This is a genomic window from Oscillatoria sp. FACHB-1407 (assembly GCF_014697545.1).
In the GTDB taxonomy this organism is placed as follows: Bacteria; Cyanobacteriota; Cyanobacteriia; order Elainellales; family Elainellaceae; genus FACHB-1407.
In genome coordinates, this window is record NZ_JACJSA010000017.1 from 136,917 (window position 1) to 156,231 (window position 19,315).

The following is a 19,315-nucleotide window of genomic DNA, read 5'->3' on the forward strand; positions in this document are numbered from 1 at the left end:
TGTTGAGAGTTGAGATTTCCGACTTTTTGAATAAGCTGGAGATCATCAGGTATTGCTATTTTGCTTTAGTCTAATCGCTTCAAGGTCAAGTGATAGCTCAACTCCGATCGCACACTGCCCCGCACGGCTCCCGTCACCGGAGCGGCATAGCTTGGAATCGCACTCGCCGCCAACGCAATATGGCGATCGCTCACGGCTAGCCCATGCGTCGGGTCATAGCCCCGCCAACCTGCTCCCGGTAGGTAAACTTCTGCCCAGGCGTGCAGGTGAAACTCCGTAGTGTCAGAGTCGCCTTCCTGATAGCCACTGACAAACCGTGCGGCTAGCCCGATCGCCCGACACACTTCCATAAACAGCACCGTCACATCTCGACATGATCCGACTTTTTGGCTCCAGGTGATGCCGGGGGATAGGGGTTCTCCGGTTTCTCGGATGGTATACTCGCAAGTCTGGTAGATGCGCTGATTCAGTTCTGACAGAAACGAGATGACATTGCCTCCGGTCTGGTGGTGAATCTCTTGAGCGAGTTGCAGGGCGATCGGGTCGATCGCCTGTCCCAGTGCCAGTTGTCCGGTGAGATAGGGTTGCAGTTGTTGGGCTAATGAGGTGGGATAGTCAAACGGCAATTGCGTTGCCCACGGTTCCAGCAGGTAGATGAAGGGATTGTCGCGATGGGTTTCGACGTCAGAGGTGAGAGCGATCGCCAGATGATCGGTTTCTAGCTCTGGAGCAAACCAAATTTTGAGAATCGAGTTGCCGTCTAGATCAACGTTTTCGGTGATTTGCAGGGGGTCAGGTTTCACCTCCACTGAGAAGTGCCTGAGGGACTGAGTTACATCACAACGGGGACGCAACCGCACCACATGAGGCAGCAGGCTAACAGGGCGATCGTAGGTGTAGGTCGTGGTATGGACGATGGAGTATCTCAAGCGTGGTATCTCAAGCCGAGTGCAAGGGTTGTAGGGCAAAGAACGTTTCAAAAATATCATTGCCGACGGTGTTGACACGGCTCTGCAAATCGTCCAGAAATTCGTGTAGCCCTCGTTCGGTAATCTCATCAATCGTCAGGTAATCCAGTTCCGATCGCAACCGTCCCAGGGTGCGTTCTGGGGGTGTGCGCCAGGTGCCTGCGGTGTTGCCTGTGATGCAATGGAGCGATCGCTCTGCCTCCATCAAACAACACTGAATCGATCGGGGAAACTCCCGATTGAGAATCAAGAACTCCGCCACGCTAGAGGGGGTGATGCGGTGTTGGCACTTGCGATACATCTCATAACTACTCGCCGATCGCAGCAGCGCAATCCACTGCAATTCATCCAGCGCACCCCCCACATCCTTGATGGAGGGCAACAGGATGAAGTACTTCACGTCGAGAATGCGAGCCGTCTTATCGGCGCGTTCCAACATTCTGCCGATTTGCCCAAAATGCCATCCCTCGTTGTGCGACATGGTGGCATCCATCACTCCAGCAAACAGGTGACTTGCCATTTTGACTTCCGTGAAGAAGCCTGACAACTCCGATAGACTGTGCTTTTGAGGGGCATCCTGCACCATGAAGTAGAAGGCGTTGACCTGTTCCCACATTTCTGAAGAGATAACTTCTCGCACCGTCCGAGCATTCTCCCGTGCGGCTTGCACACAGGAAATGATCGAGTTGGGATAGCTGCGATCGAACGTGAGAAATTGAATCACATTCTCAGCCGTTAACTCACCATACCGCTCTTGAAACAGGGCTAAATCTCCGGTCGTTAAGATCAGCGGTTCCCACTGTTCGCCGAACCCAGCAGGAGAATCCAGCAGTAAGTTGAGGTTGACATCCACGAACCGAGCGACATTCTCAGCCCGTTCTACATAACGAGTCAACCAATAAATGGAATCAGCAACACGACTTAGCATTTACCCTCTACCCTTTTTCTCATGGTGCGTTACGCTGCGCGAACGCCACCCTACACAATCAATATTTTCTTGCAGACACGATAAATCGCTTCTCTCCGTTCTTTTTATCCTTCATCCTTCATCGTTTATCCTTCTTCTCTCTTTCCTTACAGACGCGATAAATCACTTCTCTCCGTTCTTTTTATCCTTCATCCTTCATCGTTTATCCTTCTTCTCTCTTCCCTTACAGACGCGATAAATCGTGCCTCTCCGCTCTTTTTATCCTTTATCGTCAATCTTTTTGTCTTCTTCTCTCTTCTGGTTTTACAGACGCGATAAATCGCGCCTCTCCGTTCTTTTTATCCTTCATCCTTTATCGTTATCTTTTTTTCTTCTTCCCTTACAGACTCGATAAATCGCGCCTCTCCGTTCTTTTTATCCTTCATCTTTTATCGTTTATCCTTCTTCTCTCTTCTTGTTTCTCTTTCCCTTACCCCACAACCCATGTATCTTTGCCACCACCTCCCTGGGAGGAGTTCACCACGAGGGAACCGCGCCGCAGGGCAACTCGTGTAAAGCCACCGGGATTCACATAAATGTCTTTGCCATAGAGGATGTAGGGGCGCAAATCCACATGACAGCCCTCAATGCCCCCATCGATTAAAGTGGGGACCCGCGATAGGCATAGGGTTGGTTGCGCGATGTAGTTGCGCGGTTGAGCAATGATGCGTTGGGCAAACTCAGTGCGTTGAGCAGGAGTCGCATGAGGACCGACCAACATGCCATACCCACCCGATTCGTTTGCTGCCTTCACGACCAGTTTGTCGAGGTTCGCCAAGACATGCTCTTGTTGCTGATCTTCCCAACACAGATAGGTCGGCACGTTGGGAATCATGGCATCTTCGCCCAGGTAGTAGCGGATAATTTGGGGAACGTAGGCATAGATGACCTTGTCGTCTGCCACTCCAGTTCCCAGGGCATTCGCGAGGGCAACCCGTCCCGATCGATAGACCTCCATTAAGCCCGGAATACCGAGCAGCGAGTCGGGACGAAACGCTTGTGGATCAATAAATTCATCGTCGATCCGGCGGTAGAGTACATCGACTCGCTTTAACCCCTTGGTTGTTCGCATTTGCACGTAGCCATCCGACACCACCAGATCGCGACCTTCCACCAGTTCCACGCCCATCTGTTGGGCTAAGAAGGAGTGCTCAAAGTAGGCGGAGTTGTAGATGCCGGGCGTTAACACGGCTACGGTTGGGTCAGGTAAGCTGGATGGAGCCAAATTCAGCAGTGCCTCTAACAACTGGCTGGCATAATCATCCACAGGCAGGATATTCATCTGGTTGAAGACGAGCGGGAAGGTGGTCTTCATCACCCGCCGATTTTCTAAGACATAGGAGATGCCAGAAGGACAGCGGAGGTTATCTTCGAGGACGTACCATTGACCGTCGCGATCGCGCACTAGATCAGTCCCCGTGATATGGCACCAAATATTTTGCGGCGGCTTTAAGCCCATGCAGGGTTTCAAAAAACCACTGGCTGAATAGATCAACTCTTCTGGGATGACCTTATCTTTGAGGATTTTTTGCTCGTCGTAGATGTCACTCAAGAACAAATTCAGGGCATGGATGCGCTGTTTCAACCCACGCTCCAACCACGCCCAGTCACTCGCGGAGACAATGCGCGGAATGATGTCGAAGGGCAAAATGCGTTCGGTTCCTTCGTTGTTGCTGTAGACGTTGAACGTTGCCCCCCACCGAAACAGTGCGGTTCGGGCGGACTGCTGGCGATATTGCAACGCATCCATCGAAAGGGAGTTGATGCGCTCCACGAGCAAGGTGGCTTCGGGTCGAGGTTGCCCCTTTGCCGCAAACAGTTCGTCGTAAAAGTCCCCTGGGTCGTAGTTCTGGAGTAGCACGGATGATCACCGACGGTATCGAATACCTGAAAGTATGACGCTGACAAAAGGGCTGACTGTAACTTCTGCTACTTTTTAACGAATCTCAGCGATCGCCCCATCCACAACCCCAGTTACAAATAGATAGTGCCCGATGTTCGGCTCACTCTGCCGTCAAAATAGCTGCCCCCACAGTAATACCAGGGCTTTGCTTCGAGGATTGTCTTTGCGTTCTCTGGTTTCAGTTGCGCTAATTCATCTGGTTGCAATGGGGCTAGATACCATCGACCCGACGCGGTAAAGGCTTCGTTTTCATAGAAATATCGCAACCAGGGTTGCCCACACTGACGACAGATCTGTATCGACACTTCCGCAAAGCGATCGTCCAGATGAACTGCTCCTATTTGCTCCAGTGAATTAAAAACCCCAGTCAAACAGCGACAGGAACTTTGTTCAGGGCGATCTGGAGCTTCATGACTCATAATGCGACCCATCGATTAGGCAAATGGTTAGAGGGTAAGGGTTTGGCATTGCCAAACCCTTACATTATGCTGTTTTGGACGTAAGACTCTTAGCGTTAAGTCACTAAGGAAGAGTTATTTTTGTAGCTTTTCCGGGTTTTAGTTGTTTACTTCGCCTGATGCCCGATACCTCTAGTAACCCAGTTAATACAGTATAAATTCGTTCCTTTGTTCCCTGATATATTTCTAAGTGTTCAGGCTGGAGTTCAGTACCTCTGGCAAAATCGTCAGCCAGTTTTTTATATACCTCTGTGTGTTCATCTACGACATTTCTCAAAAGTATAAGGTACTGTGTAACAGTAGCTTCTCCTTGACTAGCTTCCCAATCAGAATAAGCACTAAAAACTGCATCAAAGTCTGGAGGTAATTTAATTGGAAGTGATAATATTTCAGGATTAAGCACATCTGCTTGCTTGGTGATAAGTTTCTCCATCAACAATCCTGTAAGGACTCAAAGTAACTTAGTACGTACATGCTTTTTCGCTTGACGTTGTGTGAACCACATTTGAAGCATTTGAGACGAAACATCTAACCCCCATCCGAAAGCAATTTGTAGAAAATCTGATAGTTCCATTTCTATTACCAGAGATGATGTTATTAGTTTCCTGTACTGTCGTGCTTCCTTGCTGTTAACGTTTCCTCGGTTTACGAGTTATTTCTCCTCCTCATATGGACGTGATATATCAAAAGGAGTTTTTTCGTTCAGATTTGGTAGACCTGTTTTGTTATCTACAGGGGCTAGGAAAAAGCTTAAAGAACCTTCCGAACAGCCTGCTATTATACTCTCCGAATAAAGGTCGTTTGCGATGACGTACTTTATATAGGTAGTATGGAGTGCAACTGAGTCAGAGATAAGTCTTAAAAGTTCAGAACCTGCTTTTGTTAAGAAGTAGTATTTCGATTTAGATTTTAACACCACACCTCCTCCACCTGAAGAGACTATAATCAAAGCTATTTCTCCGAACTTTAAGTACGTGTATCCATGTTTATTAAAAATTTCTGTGTAGTGCATCTCTGCTTGGTTATCTAAAAAAAGACCAGCATCCACCAAACTACGAATTTCATCGTCGTCCACTTCAAAAAGAAAATCTACATGTTTGGAGTGGAAGTTGCCTGGTGCTGGAAGAATTCCACCTTTTCTTGTAGAAGCTATATAAGAACTTAAATTCTGAAAAATTTCAGCCTCTTCTTTTGAAACATTTCTGAGTGTTTCCAGTGTACGCAATGAAAAAGAACGTGGTCGTTTGATTTCACCTGCAAGAATTTTCCCCCATATAAATTGAAGTTCTTCGCTAGAAATTTCTTCCGCGCTATTGAAGAAACGGTTTATCCATTCTTGTGATGGTTTTTCTTCTGGAACTTGGCTCTCATGTAATAAGTCTTCGGCAGCGATCGCGCAAACGGATTCTAAATTTTGCTGTCGCACAGCTTCTTGATACTCATTGCGACTTGAAGCCCGTTCTAAAAGTGGAGGGTTAGTGTTATCAATTTCGGCAGTTCCTATTAGTTGAATCTCTCTTACGCTATCTGAGCTGCCGTACAATTGCTTAATTTCATATTCTGTTTGGGCTAAGACTTTCATTTCGTATGCTTTAGTCTCAGCGTCCTTTCTTGCAAAATATGAACGTGTAACTCTCCCACATCCCGCAGCTACTACCTCTATTAATTTTGTTATGGGTTCAGCAAATCCAGCTAGGTCTTTGATTTCCATGCCAAGTAGATAGTTAGAGAGTTAGTTACACATCTACTCAAATGTTGACACAACAATTCCATAGAGGAAGGATTTTCTCATAAATTTTCTGATTTTTTAATACACGCACAAAGACACGTACCCCTCCATGCCGTCTCAACAGATATCGCACGTACACACGCGCCACACGTAATTTTTCCGCTAGATTGCAAAAAATAGGGCGATCGCCCTCCTTCATCTAATCCAACTAACAAAAAAGGGGTCAAATTTGACCCCAGTTAGTATCATTTTGGTATGCCACAAAAGACATCACTGCTGTAGCTGGTGAATGGAATTTGCGCCTATCCGATCGAAATCTGGGCGTGCGGACTCGACGTATCCAGATTTTCTGTACCGCGTCGGCGGATTTTGCTCTTATAGCGTTCGACTGAGCTCACGCCGAAGTCTGCGATTTCAACCGCCAAGCCTAAAAGATCTTGTCAGGCAGTCAAGTTCATGGCTCATCATGCGATCGCCCTTCATAACGGAGTGGATGTGAAGTTGTCTGAATAGCAAATGACCTTATGGCTGAGTGAACCCAGTCAATCCAACCGTATGTTCTTGTGTTGCTTCGTTGTAAGTGATGTTGTAAGCAGAGGGGTATAACCCTTCTTTGGAATATTGAGTGGGAACGGCAAAAGTTCCTTCAAACTCTTGTTGGCTCTTCAGAAAATCTAGAGTGATCATGGGTTCTAGAAATGCCATCTCACCGTTGTAAAAACCATAGATCAGCGTGTGACTAAACCCATGCGGGGTTCCTTGAAACTCTTCTGAAGTTGGATCAATCCAATGAGCACCCATGCGCGGTTCTGCGCTATCTGGAGCTAAAACATATCCTGCTGGAATCAAGTCTGAAGCGGGAGCCAGATAAGCTTTCTCTAAATCAGAGCCAGTCGCTGTGATCTGTTCTCGTTCTTCAGGGGTGAGCGTGTAGAAATGCACATCAAAGTGAGGTGAACCGTAAATTGGGGCAGGTGGGTGTCCATGCGATCGCCAGTCGAGCCCAACGTGGGTGAATGCTATACCAGTGGCTTGTGGCGGCAATTGTAAAACATACTCCGTTGCATCATCGGGCAGGTCAGCAAGGGCAGCTTCCGTTAAAATCACCCCAACTTCTTGAAGCTGATTTTGGGCATCCAGTTTAACGTAGGTGCGAACTGTACCCTCTCCTAGCGGTTGAGGGTCACTTTCAAACATGGAACCCTGGGTTTGAGATGAGCTTATGGATGGAAGAACTTGTGCTGGAACCTGTGAACAGCCATGAAGCGACAACGCACACCAGGCTGTAGTGGCTACTAAACCTAAAGAGTATAAAAACCGCATAGAACTGATTCTTTTTATGGAGTGGAGACAGAATAAGCTACTCTTTTGCTCTAGGCAACAGTAAATCGCGGTTTTGATGTTAAGGATTGCGTAGCATAAAAAATCGGGATGACAGGATTTGAACCTGCGACCCCCTCGTCCCGAACGAGGTGCGCTACCAAGCTGCGCTACATCCCGGAAAAGTATCGTTTCATAAATTTAGCCTATCACATGGGTAATGAGGGCTGAGTTAACAGTCAGTAGTCAATGGTCAATGGTCATTAGTCAATGGTTAGTGGTTAGTAGTCAATGGTTAGTGGTCGATGGTTAGTGGTTGGAAGTCATTCGCGTGATGTGTGATTGGGGAATTTGAGAGAAAAGGATTTGAGAGGAGGGGCGATCGCCCAACTTATCCAACGGTGCGTTACGCTGTCGCTAACAGCACCCTACTCCCCATTCCCCACTCCCCATTCCCGTTCTCCTGCTCCACTCGTGGCAAAATTTTAGTAACTTTAAGAAGAGTAACTTTGTTGGTTTCTGGCATGACTGCAACCATTCCCAATTTGCCCAGTCAATACGACCCCGAACTTACTGAAGCCAAGTGGCAAAAGTTTTGGGAAGAAAAACACGTATTTAAAGCTGACCCGAATGCGGGTGGTGAGCCGTATTGCGTCGTTATCCCTCCACCCAACGTGACGGGCAGCTTGCACATGGGTCACGCCTTTGAAAACGCCCTGATCGACACGCTCGTGCGCTATCACCGCATGGCAGGGCGCAACACGCTATGGCTACCGGGAACGGATCACGCCAGCATTGCCGTACAAACGTTACTGGAAAAAGAACTGCGGCAACAGGGCAAGAGCCGCTTTGATGTCGGGCGAGATGCCTTTTTGCAGCGTGCCTGGGAATGGAAAGAAGAATCAGGTGGCACGATCGTCGGTCAGTTGCGCCGTTTGGGAGTGTCGGTGGACTGGTCACGCGAACGCTTCACCATGGATGAAGGCTTATCGAAGGCCGTGCTTCATGCCTTTGTGCAGCTTTATCAGGAAGGGCTGATCTATCGGGGCAACTATCTGGTGAACTGGTGCCCTGCCAGTCAGTCAGCGGTTTCCGATTTAGAAGTTGACAACCAGGAGGTGAATGGGCACCTCTGGCATTTCCGCTACCCCCTGACGGATGGCTCTGGCTTTGTCGAGGTTGCTACGACCCGACCCGAAACGATGCTGGGTGACACTGCCGTTGCGGTGAATCCTGATGACGATCGCTACAAACATCTGGTGGGTAAGACGCTGACGCTGCCGATCATGAATCGGGAGATTCCCATCATTGCCGATGAATATGTTGATGCCTCCTTTGGAACGGGCTGTGTCAAAGTGACCCCTGCCCACGACCCGAATGACTTTGAAATGGGCAAACGCCACAACCTGCCGATGATTAACATCCTCAATAAGGACGGCACGTTGAATGAAAATGGTGGCCCCTTCCAGGGACTCGATCGCTTTGATGCTCGCAAAAAAGTGGTACAGCGATTGGAGGAAGATGGCTTCCTGGTTCGCATCGAAGACTACAAGCACATGGTGCCCTACAGCGAACGGGGCAAGGTTCCCGTGGAACCGTTGCTCTCGACGCAATGGTTTACCAAGATTCGTCCCCTCGCCGATCGCGCCCTTGACTTTTTAGATAACCAAACTGAACCTGTCTTTGTCCCCGAACGGTGGACGAAGGTCTATCGCGATTGGCTGGTGAGTCTGCGCGACTGGTGTATCTCGCGTCAGTTGTGGTGGGGACACCAGATTCCCGCCTGGTATGCCGTCAGTGAAACGGGCGGTGAGATTACCGACAACACGCCTTTCTTTGTCGCGACGAACGAAGCTGACGCACGCGCACAGGCGATCGCCCAATTTGGCGAAGGCGTGCAGCTACAACAAGATCCCGATGTGCTTGATACCTGGTTTTCATCAGGATTGTGGCCCTTCTCCACGATGGGCTGGCCCGATCGCACGCCGGATCTAGACACCTACTATCCCACCACAACCCTGGTGACGGGGTTTGACATCATCTTCTTCTGGGTTGCCCGGATGACCATGATGGCGGGTCACTTCACCGGACAGATGCCCTTCAAGACGGTCTACATCCATGGGTTGGTGCGGGATGAAAACAACAAGAAGATGTCGAAGTCTGCCAACAACGGCATCGACCCCCTCATCCTGATCAACAAGTACGGCACGGATGCCCTGCGCTATACCCTGATTCGTGAGGTGGCTGGAGCCGGGCAAGACATTCGCCTGGAATATAACCGCAAGACCGACGAGTCCGCCTCGGTGGAAGCCTCCCGCAACTTCACCAACAAGCTGTGGAATGCGGCTCGGTTCGCCATGATGAACCTCGACGGTCAAACGCCCCAACAATTGGGCGCACCCCACGCCAACGTGGATATCGCTACCCTTCCTCTGGCGGAACGATGGATTCTATCGCGCTATCACCAGGTGGTGAAGCAAACCCGCGATTACATCGACAACTACGGTTTGGGTGAAGCGGCCAAAGGGTTGTACGAGTTCATCTGGGGCGACTTCTGCGACTGGTATATCGAGCTTGCCAAACCTCGTCTGCAAAAGGAAGTGGGCGATCGCAAGCTGACCCAACAGACCCTCGCCTACGTTCTGGAAGGGATTCTGCGACTGTTGCACCCCTTCATGCCCCACATCACGGAGGAGATCTGGCAGACGTTGACCCAGAGCAACGCCGAAACCACCAGCGACAATGGCAGTCAGGCAAAACCCAACGTTCTAGCTCTGCAAGCCTACCCCGCAGTGGATGAGGGGCTGATTAACCCAGAGTTAGAGCAACAGTTCGACCTGCTGTTTGGCACAATCCGCACAATTCGTAACCTGCGGGCTGAGGCGGAGATCAAACCCTCCATGAAAATTCAGACTATTTTGCAAACGGAAAATGTCCGCGAGCAGGAGATCCTCACCGCTGGGCAGACCTACATTCGCGAGTTAGCCAAAGTCGAGAACCTGACCATTATTAGTGGTGAACCGCAAACCGCAGTTGCCGATTCCCCAACCGGGGCGATCGCTGACAGTCCTGACCTGGAGGAAACGACTCCACCCCGTCGCCGACGCTTGTCCTGGTTGACCCAAAACCGCAAACCGCTGACCAATGCTCTGCTGTTGTCTGGGGCGTTTCTGCTGTTCAAGCTGACCCTCGATGTGCTCAACACCGTACGCAATCTGGCGATTATTGCTCCCATGCTGGAGCTAATCGGCTTTGGCTACACGGTCTGGTTTGTCTACCGCTATCTGTTGCGATCGCGCGATCGCCAGGAGCTAGCTGCAAACCTCAACAGCTTGAAAACTCAGATCGTCGGTAAACTGGACACGGAGCCTCAAGTTTCTGGGGCTCCAACTCCTACGGTTCCTCCTGCTCCCACGGCTCCTTCGATCCCCGACCAACAAATGTTTGCGGGTGTAGTGGGCACTGTCCAGGTTTTGATTCCCCTGGCAGGTGTTGTGGATGTCGAGGCACTTCAGGCTAAGCTGAGGAAAGATTTGGCAAAGGTGGAAGCCGAAGCGAAGGCATTGAGCGATCGCCTCAGCAATCCTAACTTTGTGGATCGTGCCCCGGCGGACATTGTTCAAGGGGCGAGGGATGCCCTGGCAGAGGCACTCAAGCAAGCGGAAATTTTGCGCGATCGCCTACTGCGTCTGTAATCCCTTTTCGGTTATGGTGTCTATCATGTCAGGCGTGTATTTTGAAGGAAAATAACCAAACGTATCGAAAAAATAGTCCGGTTGGACGGGTGCTTTGTCTGTGAGTTAAAGTCAGAAGGTATCTACCGATGTCCTGCTCAGGTTTTCCTGTCTAAGGCAGGGGCTATGCAGATTAGCATATCCTGAGCCAAGTTAGCCCTATCAGTCTCCTCAGTTTCTGCGATTTCTTCACATCTTCACAGAATCGAAACATACTAAGCGAAATCTCTTAGAGGATATGAAGATATACTGTGTTTCAAGGATTGGTTAATCTTTTTATCGATGCTATATCTGGCTCAGGTGCATACAAATGATGTTGGAGGCAAGACATCTCTCAAGTTGCTTGCTCAGCATCAGTCTGAGCACGCTTGGGCGGTGTTGACCCAGCCCGAAGTGGTGTACTCAACCGAAGCCAGCGACTACAACGAAGGCACGTTGGTTTTAGTTGAGCTATCGAGTACGAAACAGATTAAGAGTTTAGAAAACGCAACTCCCTGGTTGTTGAACGTCATTGAGCAGTATTTATCGCTCGATATTACGCCCGCGTTGCTAGAGCAAGAAGTTCAGCGGGCTGAGCAGTGGCGACAGTCCCTCACGTTGCAGAGCCAGGAATTGGGGAGGCGATCGCTGGAGATGGAGGCTCGCCGCGATCAAATTCAGGAGTTGGAAGAAAATCTCAAGCAGGATCGCAAACAGCTAGAGCTGCTCGCTGCCGAAACGGAAGCCCGTCGCGAACAAATCCAACTGGCAGAGGAAAATTTGAAACGTGAACGCAACCAGATCGTTGAGATGGAAGAAAATCTCAAACGCGAGAAAAAACAACTCGAACTCCTGGTTGCCGAGTTAAAAGCCAATGTCAATCATCGTTCGGCTGGCTAAAAAGCGGTTCATGGTCAATCGCTCATAGTTGATGATGGGAGCGAACCAAGAGTTTTGGCGGTTTTAACCGCTGCTACAGGAGCACAATCATCTGTGTCAGTTGATTGAAACCCGCACCTTCCAGAGTCCGCGTCGGCGGACTTGGTTCTGATAGTCGTGAATTTATTCGCCAGGCTCCTAAACCAAACTGACGTTCCGTAGTTTGCGAAGGTGGGCTTGGTGTCAGTAGCCGTAGATTCATTCTCTGACGATTGACTACTGACCACTGACCCTTGACTGCAAATTAGCGATCGCCCCTATCGTGCTGTTGCCTTAGGTAATGCCGCTTGAGGCTGTTTGGCGATCGCCCCGTTTGAAAAACCACTTCGCACGGCTTTGTGGCCGTTCTGGGATGTCTCTTCTGGCAACAAAAACTCTCGAATCAGGCGAGCGGCTGCCCGTTGTGCCAATCCTCCAGCGATTCGCTGTCCCATCTGTTGGGTTTCTGGTTTTCCTAACAGACGAGGGATCAACGGTAGTAGCTGAGTTGCATCGAATCCAGGGGTTTCCTGTAAAATCGCCACAATTCGCAGAATGTGGTCGAGGTTGTTCTTTTGTCCGTTGGGGTTGACCGTAGCATCATGAGCGGTCGGTTTATGCCCATTCAAGTTAAACCGCTCTCGCACCCCATTGGTAAACCGCTTTAAGGTGGTGTAGCCAAAGTTATCAATGCCTTTGATGATTTCCTCAGTCAGATATTCTCGGATGAACTCTCCACGCTCTGAAAAGAGGAAATCGACTGCCTGATCTAAGACCTGCGTCAGGTCATAATCCTGGCTATCCCGCGCATTTCGCAGCAGGTTTTCCAGACGGTTCCAGCGGAAGTTGCCATCCTTGAACAGCAAATCGCGCAGGGACGATCGCAACTGGGGCGAAGGGTCTGTTAACAGCCGCTTCGAGATGTAGGGATACGCCTTACTTAACACTTTGAAGTTTGGATCAACGTTGATCGCGATCCCTTCTAGCGTCACCAGCGATCGGATGATCAGCGCATAATAAGCAGGCACCCGGAATGGATACTCGTACATCAACGCCGAGAGTTGATCCGTAATGCTTTTGAAGTTCAACTCGGCAACACTGGCTCCCAAAGCATTGCCAAACACATTGGCGAGTGCCGGGATGATCGGAGTCAGATCAGTGTCGGGGCTAAGAAATTCTAGATTGACGTAATCGTGGGCTAATCCCTCAAAGTCACGGTTCACCATGTGAACCACAGCTTCAATCAAGCCATAACGCTGCTCTGGCTTGACCTCACTCATCATGCCAAAGTCGAGGTATGCCAACTTGCCATCAGGAGTCGCCAATAGGTTTCCAGGATGGGGGTCAGCGTGGAAAAATCCGTGTTCCAACAATTGCCGCAACGAGCACTGCACCCCAACATCAATTAAGTAGGCTGCGTCTACACCCTGTGCTCGAATCGCAGCGGGTTGAGTGAGTTTAGTCCCGGTGATCCACTCCATGGTGAGCACCCGACGGTGCGTGTATTCCCAATAGATGCGCGGGACGTAGATATCTTTCAGGTGCCCATAGAGTTTGGCAAACCGTTCGGCGTTGTGCCCCTCGTGGGTGTAGTCCATTTCCTCAAAAATCCGGGCACCAAACTCATCCATAATGCCCACCAGATCACTACGGATGCGTTTAAAGGACTTGGTTGCCCAGATGGCTAGTTGCCGCAGAATGTGGATATCGAGGGTAATCAGTTGTGCTAAACCGGGACGCTGCACCTTCACAGCAACTGTTTCACCGCTTTTAAGTTTGCCTTTATAGACCTGACCCAAGGAAGCGGCCGCGATCGGGTGCGGTGACAACTCGGCGTAGATATGTTCTGGGCGATCGCCCAACTCTTCCTCAATGAACTGAAATGCGACCTCATTGGGGAAGGGCGGCAATTGGTCTTGTAATAGAGTCAGTTCTTCGAGATAACGGGGGGGCACCAGATCAGGACGGGTTGAAAGAGCCTGCCCAATCTTGATGTAAGCGGGACCCAGACGAGTCAGGATCTCTCGCACCTGTTGTGCTCGGCGAGGTTGATTCTTTTCAATCTGTCCGGTCTGCCGATCCCACCAGAGGCGCAACCCAAAGACCAGAAATCCCCAGACAATAATGAATGCCCGTCTCCACACTGGGAAAGGTCTGTTGCGATAAAAGTCCGCGATCGCCACCGGGTCGTAACGCAGTGCTTCGTCATCCCCTGCGTAAGCAGAACCCAATCGGGATTGCCCACTCGCAGGCACCCGCTGATCAGAATCGACAATAACCACTGATGTATCAGGGGTGGGATCAAGCACGGTTGAGGTCGCAGTTGGCATAGCTCTGGTAGGAATCAACGATAAAAGGACTTAGCAAACCAAACCGGAAGTGCAAAGTAAAGGGCAACCTCCAGAGCTATGCTGTATAGCTCTGTAAAGCATTGTAACAGTCTCCTCAGGTATCCTCATCCATCTTCATAACGATAAATGAGTGCTCACAGTGCCCAGACAGATAGAATTTGGCTTGGTCTTCTTTGAGGCTACAGTGGCTAAGCTGCCTTTAACGAAGCACTTGTAGTGGGAATTTCCGTAATCGTTGAGTCGGAAAGGCGATCGCTGAAATGGGATGTAAACTTCTTCAAACTGTGCCTTAAACTTCTCAAACAGCCCTCAAACTTTTCCAAACAACCACTAAACTGAAGAGTGAGTACATGTGTTTCGTGCCATCCGTTTCCCCCCGGTCAATGGTGATTCATGCTAATCTCCCTTCAAATCGAAAACTTTGCCCTGGTTGACCGTTTAGAGTTGGAATTTGGCTCTGGATTCAATGTCTTAACGGGTGAAACTGGTGCTGGAAAATCTATTATTTTGGATGCACTCGATGCAGCGTTGGGCGGTAAAGTCAATAACCGCGCCGTTCGCACGGGTGAAGAACGGGCTATTGTCGAAGCGACCTTTGACCTCGACCCTTCACTCATTGCGTGGCTGACTGAACAACAAATTGAACTGGTTGATCAGATGACCCTGGTGTGTAGCCGCGAGTTGACGGTGAGTCGGGGCAACGTCCGTAGTCGATCGCGGGTCAATGGCGTGCTGGTTAACAAACAGCAGATGGAGTTTTTGCGCGATCGCCTGGTCGAGATCACCGCGCAGGGACAAACCGTGCAACTGGGGCAACCCAACCTCCAACGCGAATGGCTCGATGCCTTTGGGGGCAGAGACTTGATGCAACAGCGTGAGGTGGTTGCCGCCGCCTATGCCGCTTATCAGTCTGCCTCGCAGGCGTTGGAGAAACGTCGCCAGTTTGAGCAGCAACGCCTGCAACAGTTGGATTTGTTTGAATATCAAGCCAAGGAACTGCGGGAAGCCAACTTGAGCGACCCGGACGAGTTGACTCAGCTAGAGCAAGAGCGCGAACGCCTCAGTCATACGGTTGAGTTGCAACAACAGAGCTATCAGGTCTATCAGGCGATCTACCAGAACGATAACGGGGGTGAAGCCTGTGCCGACCTGTTGGGCAGAGCCGAGAGCTTGCTGATGGACATGGAGCGGTATGATCCGCAGATTCAGCCCATTTTAGAGATGGTGAGCTCGGCTCTGGCGCAAGTCGAAGAAGCCGGACGTCAGATCAATATGTATGGCGAAGGCTTGGAAGCTGACCCGGATCGATTGCAAACGGTGCAATCCCGGATTGGGCAACTCAAGCAGATTTGTCGCAAATATGGTCCTACCCTGGCGGAGGCGATCGCCTACTCGCGCCGACTCAAATCAGACTTGGAGGAACTCACAGGCGGAGAACAGTCGGTTGAAGTGTTGGAGCAAAACTTCAACCAGCGGCAAAGCGAACTCAAGCAGGTCTGTGATCAGTTAACGGAGTTACGCCGCACCACCGCCAAAGCGTTGGAGGAGTTGCTGCTGAGCGAACTCAAACCTCTGGCGATGGAGAAGGTGCAGTTCCGGGTGGAGATTGTCAATTGCCCGCCGACTGCCTACGGAGCCGATCGCGTCACATTCTTGTTTAGCCCCAACCCTGGGGAACCGCTGCAACCGTTGACCGAGATCGCCTCTGGTGGTGAGATGAGCCGATTTCTCTTAGCACTGAAGGCATGCTTTACCCAGATCGACTCTGTCGGCACAATGGTCTTCGACGAAATCGACGTGGGTGTTTCTGGACGAGTCACTCAGGCGATCGCTGAGAAATTACATCATCTGGGCTTACGCCATCAGGTGCTCTGTGTGACGCACCAACCGATTGTGGCAGCGATGGCAGACTTCCATTTCCGGGTCAGCAAACAGGTGATTGATCACCCTGGAACGACGGTTACCCCAACAAAACGTAGCCGCAGCAAAGCCAATGGTAGTCAACCTGAAGAAGCTGTTGCCACCGCCACTGCTGTCGATGATGTGAGAACGGTCGTCCGGGTGGAACGATTAGACCTGCCTCAACGTCGAGAGGAATTGGCGCAACTGGCAGGGGGTAAATCGGATCAGGATGCGATCGCCTTTGCAGACTCGCTGTTGTCTCAAGCGGCGAGTAGCCGTTCGACGGCCCAGGCAAAGTACAACCACCCCAACCATGCCCCTGCGGCATCAAACGGGAGTGCCTCTTCTGCACCCGTTGAGACGGTTGAGCCAAACGAAAAGCCTGATTTGCAACCAACCCCCACTGCGAAACCTGCGACTGCTGCGAAATCCAGATCTCGCGCTAAACGATAAGGAGATTGCCAGAAAATAAAATACCTGTAGGGGCGTTTCGCGAAACACCCCGATCAAAAACCGATTGGTAATTCGTTCTCAGAAATCTCCTACCGTTATGGTTGGGTTGTGTCTACGATTCTGAATGCTTGAATGAAGTGTGTTGGATGCAATCCTATGTCCAGTATGACTATGAGGTACGCGATCGCTGCGATCGCCTTTGTGTTCGCTAGCTCGATCGGTAACGCAGCAATTGCTCAATCTCAAGAAGACTTACAACGCCTGATTGAAACGGGGTCTTGTCCCTCCTGTGACCTCGACAATGCTGATCTCAGTGGCTTAAATCTGACTCGGGCTAATCTGCGAGGGGCTTCGTTGATTGGAGCGAATCTTTCAAACACCAATCTCACCCGCGCAGATCTCAGCAATGCCCTGCTGAATACCGCAAACCTCAGTGGCGCAAACCTGCGTTTTGCTGTTTTGAGAAATGCTACCCTCCAGGGAGCCAGAATGAACCCTGCGGCTGATTTTACTGGAGCTAACCTGGATGGAGCCGTTATGCCCAACGGTAACTTCCGCCCGGTGACACCTGTTGAGCCATGAGATAGAACAAAAAATTTGGGATTAGTTCTCTAAGCTCGGACCCAATCAATAACTGAAGAGAAGAATCAGTAGAAACGGAACGGCGAAAAAAGGGCGATCGCCACACGTTCTTTAATAGCGTCTTTCCACATTAATAATTCACTATTGGTTGTTGCTAAATGCAAGTGGGGCGTTAATCCAATGCTCGATGCGAGCGGGACGTTAACCACATGCGAGCGGGACGCTAACTGAATGCGAGCGGGACGCTCACACTACGAGTTGGGGGGCAGGTTACTCCAGAAATAGGGATAGGTTTCAGAAGGGTTGATAAAGAAATTCCTTCTTCCCTCTTTCCTACCTCGCTCCAAACCCGGCTTTTTTCGCCTTCTCCTTGCCTTTAGGCTTGGATTTATTGACCTCTTTTACCGCTTCGTCAAAGAGTGTGTGCAGATGCAGAGGAACGCTGGCGATCTCTGGTAGCTCTGGTTCTACAGGCTTGCCATACTCCTGAAGCAAAGAGGACAGGTCTTGCTCCAGTTGAAAGTTGGGGCGATCGAGAACGGTTTGCAGCACTTGCTCTAAACCTTCTGGGTGATGTTGAGCCAGTCGTTGCCACACAAACGGGGTGATCGTTGATGTTTCAAGATAATGGCGAACTAACGGTTCTGCATTAGTGGTGGGTTGTCCATCCGGGTTGGCAAGGATTGCTTTAAATTTTTCGTAATTGGGCAGCATAATTTGCCCCCATCGAGGATGGGTCAATACAGTCACTTGTTCAGCCTTCTTGAGGGTGTCAGGCAACTGAATTTCAGGCAGTGCCATCTTGCTTGACCCTTTGCTAGAGCCATTATTTGAATTCTTTTCTCGTCGCTGTTTCAGGGCTTGGGCTAAATCTTTAGCATCGACTCCAGCAGCTTGAGCGGCTTCATTCAGCTCGGCTTCGTCGAGATCAGCTTCATCCACATCAATATCAATCATCAGATCCTCAAGCGAGGTTGGCTCCTCTAGCCCAGCTTCAGTAAATTGCCGCTTCAGCATAAACTCGCGGAACTCGTCCATCTTCTGGTTGAGTTGATATCCCGGCAGGGTTACTTCATCGCCCCCAAAGAACTCCACGAAGGCATGGTGATAACTCTCCACCGATCCCCATGCGGCTTCTAACAAATCTGGAGCATCAGCGTAGAGAAAAGGCTTGTGGTGTTCTTTGAAATTGCCGATCGCCACAGCTAGTTTGGGTTTCCCAAGTTTTCCAAGCAGGGTAAACGTTGTCGAAAACATCCAAATATCATCGGCGATCGGGGCGAGTCGAGCCAAAACAATTTCTCCCGGTTTGAGCCGAATTGCCATGTCGGATGAAGCTTGTGCCTGACTGAGTTTTGCGGTGTAGTGCTTTGCCGTCAGCCAATTCATGAGCTCAATGCCATCAGGAGAAACCGTCTCAATGGCAAACAGCCCAGTGAACGTGCGTCGCCACTGCTGCAAGAGTTGGTGGTCTACATCCGTGAATTCTGTTGCCTGTTCCCTCTCAAAAAGGTCTAACGGGGTGTGCTCTCCGATTCGTCCTTCGACTAAAAATGTATCCACAATCAGGTCTTGGGCTACTTTTCCTCGTTTGAGATAATCAGCCACATAGGTTTCAAGTGCTTCGGCTAATTCCCCTTCTGCATCAAACACAAAATCGGTAACGCTCTGTTTTAACGCCCATGCTCTCTCTAAAATTGCATCAACCATAGGGGATTTGCTTGCTGAAAGGGTTCAGTCCTTTAACTTATGAATTTGAAAGACTAGTTTTGAGCCTTTAACTCACCCCTATTAAACCCTTACGCCCTGGATTTACTGATGCCCCCAAAGATAGAGAGGGGCTACTAATGCTACATCTCCGTATACGGAATCGCGATCGCCGTATTTATACGGAGGAAAAAATCAGAGGATATACCCCTTTTAAGTCTTCTAATTTCACCGATGTAGCGTGGCATTACTGACTATTAAGATTTAATGACAATCGAGTAATGCATTCCATTGATTTAACTCTATTGATTTACTCTATCCACTTCAAAAAATGCCCCTTCACC

General features: G+C 50.0%; 14 protein-coding genes and 1 tRNA gene. 5 read left to right on the forward strand and 10 right to left on the reverse strand.

Annotated features, from left to right (window positions below; translation table 11 throughout):
• Positions 1–65 precede the first annotated feature (65 nt).
• The 8 genes from H6G89_RS24180 to H6G89_RS24215 all read right to left on the reverse strand — a co-directional run bounded on the left by H6G89_RS24180 (position 66) and on the right by H6G89_RS24215 (position 7,525).
• The gene (locus tag H6G89_RS24180) at positions 66–929 is read right to left on the reverse strand and encodes a transglutaminase family protein (RefSeq protein ID WP_190511232.1); all 864 of its coding nucleotides are present in this window, start codon (positions 927–929) and stop codon (positions 66–68) included.
• A gap of 10 nt (positions 930–939) precedes the next feature.
• Positions 940–1,896 carry an alpha-E domain-containing protein gene (locus tag H6G89_RS24185; RefSeq protein ID WP_190511234.1) on the reverse strand — a complete coding sequence of 319 codons (957 nt, stop codon included), beginning with the start codon at positions 1,894–1,896 and terminating at the stop codon, positions 940–942.
• A 469-nt stretch (positions 1,897–2,365) separates the two neighbouring features.
• Positions 2,366–3,796: a circularly permuted type 2 ATP-grasp protein gene (locus H6G89_RS24190; protein ID WP_190511236.1), complete on the reverse strand. Its 1,431-nt coding sequence runs from the start codon at positions 3,794–3,796 to the stop codon at positions 2,366–2,368.
• Positions 3,797–3,909: 113 nt separating this feature from the next.
• Positions 3,910–4,257 carry a hypothetical protein gene (locus H6G89_RS24195; RefSeq protein ID WP_190511238.1) on the reverse strand — a complete coding sequence of 116 codons (348 nt, stop codon included), beginning with the start codon at positions 4,255–4,257 and terminating at the stop codon, positions 3,910–3,912.
• 103 nt (positions 4,258–4,360) lie between these two features.
• Positions 4,361–4,729 (reverse strand): hypothetical protein, encoded by a 369-nt coding sequence (locus H6G89_RS24200; RefSeq protein WP_190511240.1) that lies wholly within the window; start codon positions 4,727–4,729, stop codon positions 4,361–4,363.
• Positions 4,730–4,948: 219 nt separating this feature from the next.
• Positions 4,949–6,007, reverse strand: coding sequence for a DUF2806 domain-containing protein (locus tag H6G89_RS24205; RefSeq protein WP_190511242.1), 1,059 nt, complete (start codon positions 6,005–6,007; stop codon positions 4,949–4,951).
• 540 nt (positions 6,008–6,547) lie between these two features.
• Positions 6,548–7,222 carry a DUF5602 domain-containing protein gene (locus tag H6G89_RS24210; protein ID WP_190511244.1) on the reverse strand — a complete coding sequence of 225 codons (675 nt, stop codon included), beginning with the start codon at positions 7,220–7,222 and terminating at the stop codon, positions 6,548–6,550.
• A gap of 229 nt (positions 7,223–7,451) precedes the next feature.
• Positions 7,452–7,525 (reverse strand) — tRNA-Pro (locus H6G89_RS24215).
• Positions 7,526–7,696: 171 nt separating this feature from the next.
• Here H6G89_RS24215 and H6G89_RS24220 point away from each other — a divergent pair.
• From H6G89_RS24220 to H6G89_RS24230, 3 genes are all read left to right on the forward strand, one after another.
• A complete protein-coding gene (locus H6G89_RS24220; protein ID WP_190511246.1) occupies positions 7,697–7,834 on the forward strand; it encodes a hypothetical protein in 138 nt (45 codons plus the stop codon).
• 35 nt (positions 7,835–7,869) lie between these two features.
• Positions 7,870–11,040 carry a valine--tRNA ligase gene (locus H6G89_RS24225; RefSeq protein ID WP_190511254.1) on the forward strand — a complete coding sequence of 1,057 codons (3,171 nt, stop codon included), beginning with the start codon at positions 7,870–7,872 and terminating at the stop codon, positions 11,038–11,040.
• Between the two features lie 321 nt (positions 11,041–11,361).
• Positions 11,362–11,958, forward strand: a complete 597-nt coding sequence (locus H6G89_RS24230) for a hypothetical protein (RefSeq protein WP_190511256.1) — start codon at positions 11,362–11,364, stop codon at positions 11,956–11,958.
• 296 nt (positions 11,959–12,254) lie between these two features.
• Here H6G89_RS24230 and H6G89_RS24235 read toward each other — a convergent pair whose 3' ends face one another.
• Positions 12,255–14,306, reverse strand: coding sequence for an ABC1 kinase family protein (locus H6G89_RS24235; protein WP_190511258.1), 2,052 nt, complete (start codon positions 14,304–14,306; stop codon positions 12,255–12,257).
• A 414-nt stretch (positions 14,307–14,720) separates the two neighbouring features.
• Between H6G89_RS24235 and recN the strand changes: the two genes are divergently transcribed.
• On the forward strand, positions 14,721–16,682 hold the full coding sequence (gene recN / locus H6G89_RS24240; RefSeq protein WP_190511260.1) for a DNA repair protein RecN: 1,962 nt from the start codon (positions 14,721–14,723) through the stop codon (positions 16,680–16,682).
• 156 nt (positions 16,683–16,838) lie between these two features.
• Positions 16,839–17,264 (forward strand): pentapeptide repeat-containing protein, encoded by a 426-nt coding sequence (locus H6G89_RS24245; protein ID WP_190511262.1) that lies wholly within the window; start codon positions 16,839–16,841, stop codon positions 17,262–17,264.
• Between the two features lie 333 nt (positions 17,265–17,597).
• On the opposite strand, the gene H6G89_RS24250 is transcribed toward H6G89_RS24245, so the two are convergent.
• Positions 17,598–18,974, reverse strand: coding sequence for a hypothetical protein (locus H6G89_RS24250; protein WP_190511264.1), 1,377 nt, complete (start codon positions 18,972–18,974; stop codon positions 17,598–17,600).
• Positions 18,975–19,315: the final 341 nt, after the last annotated feature.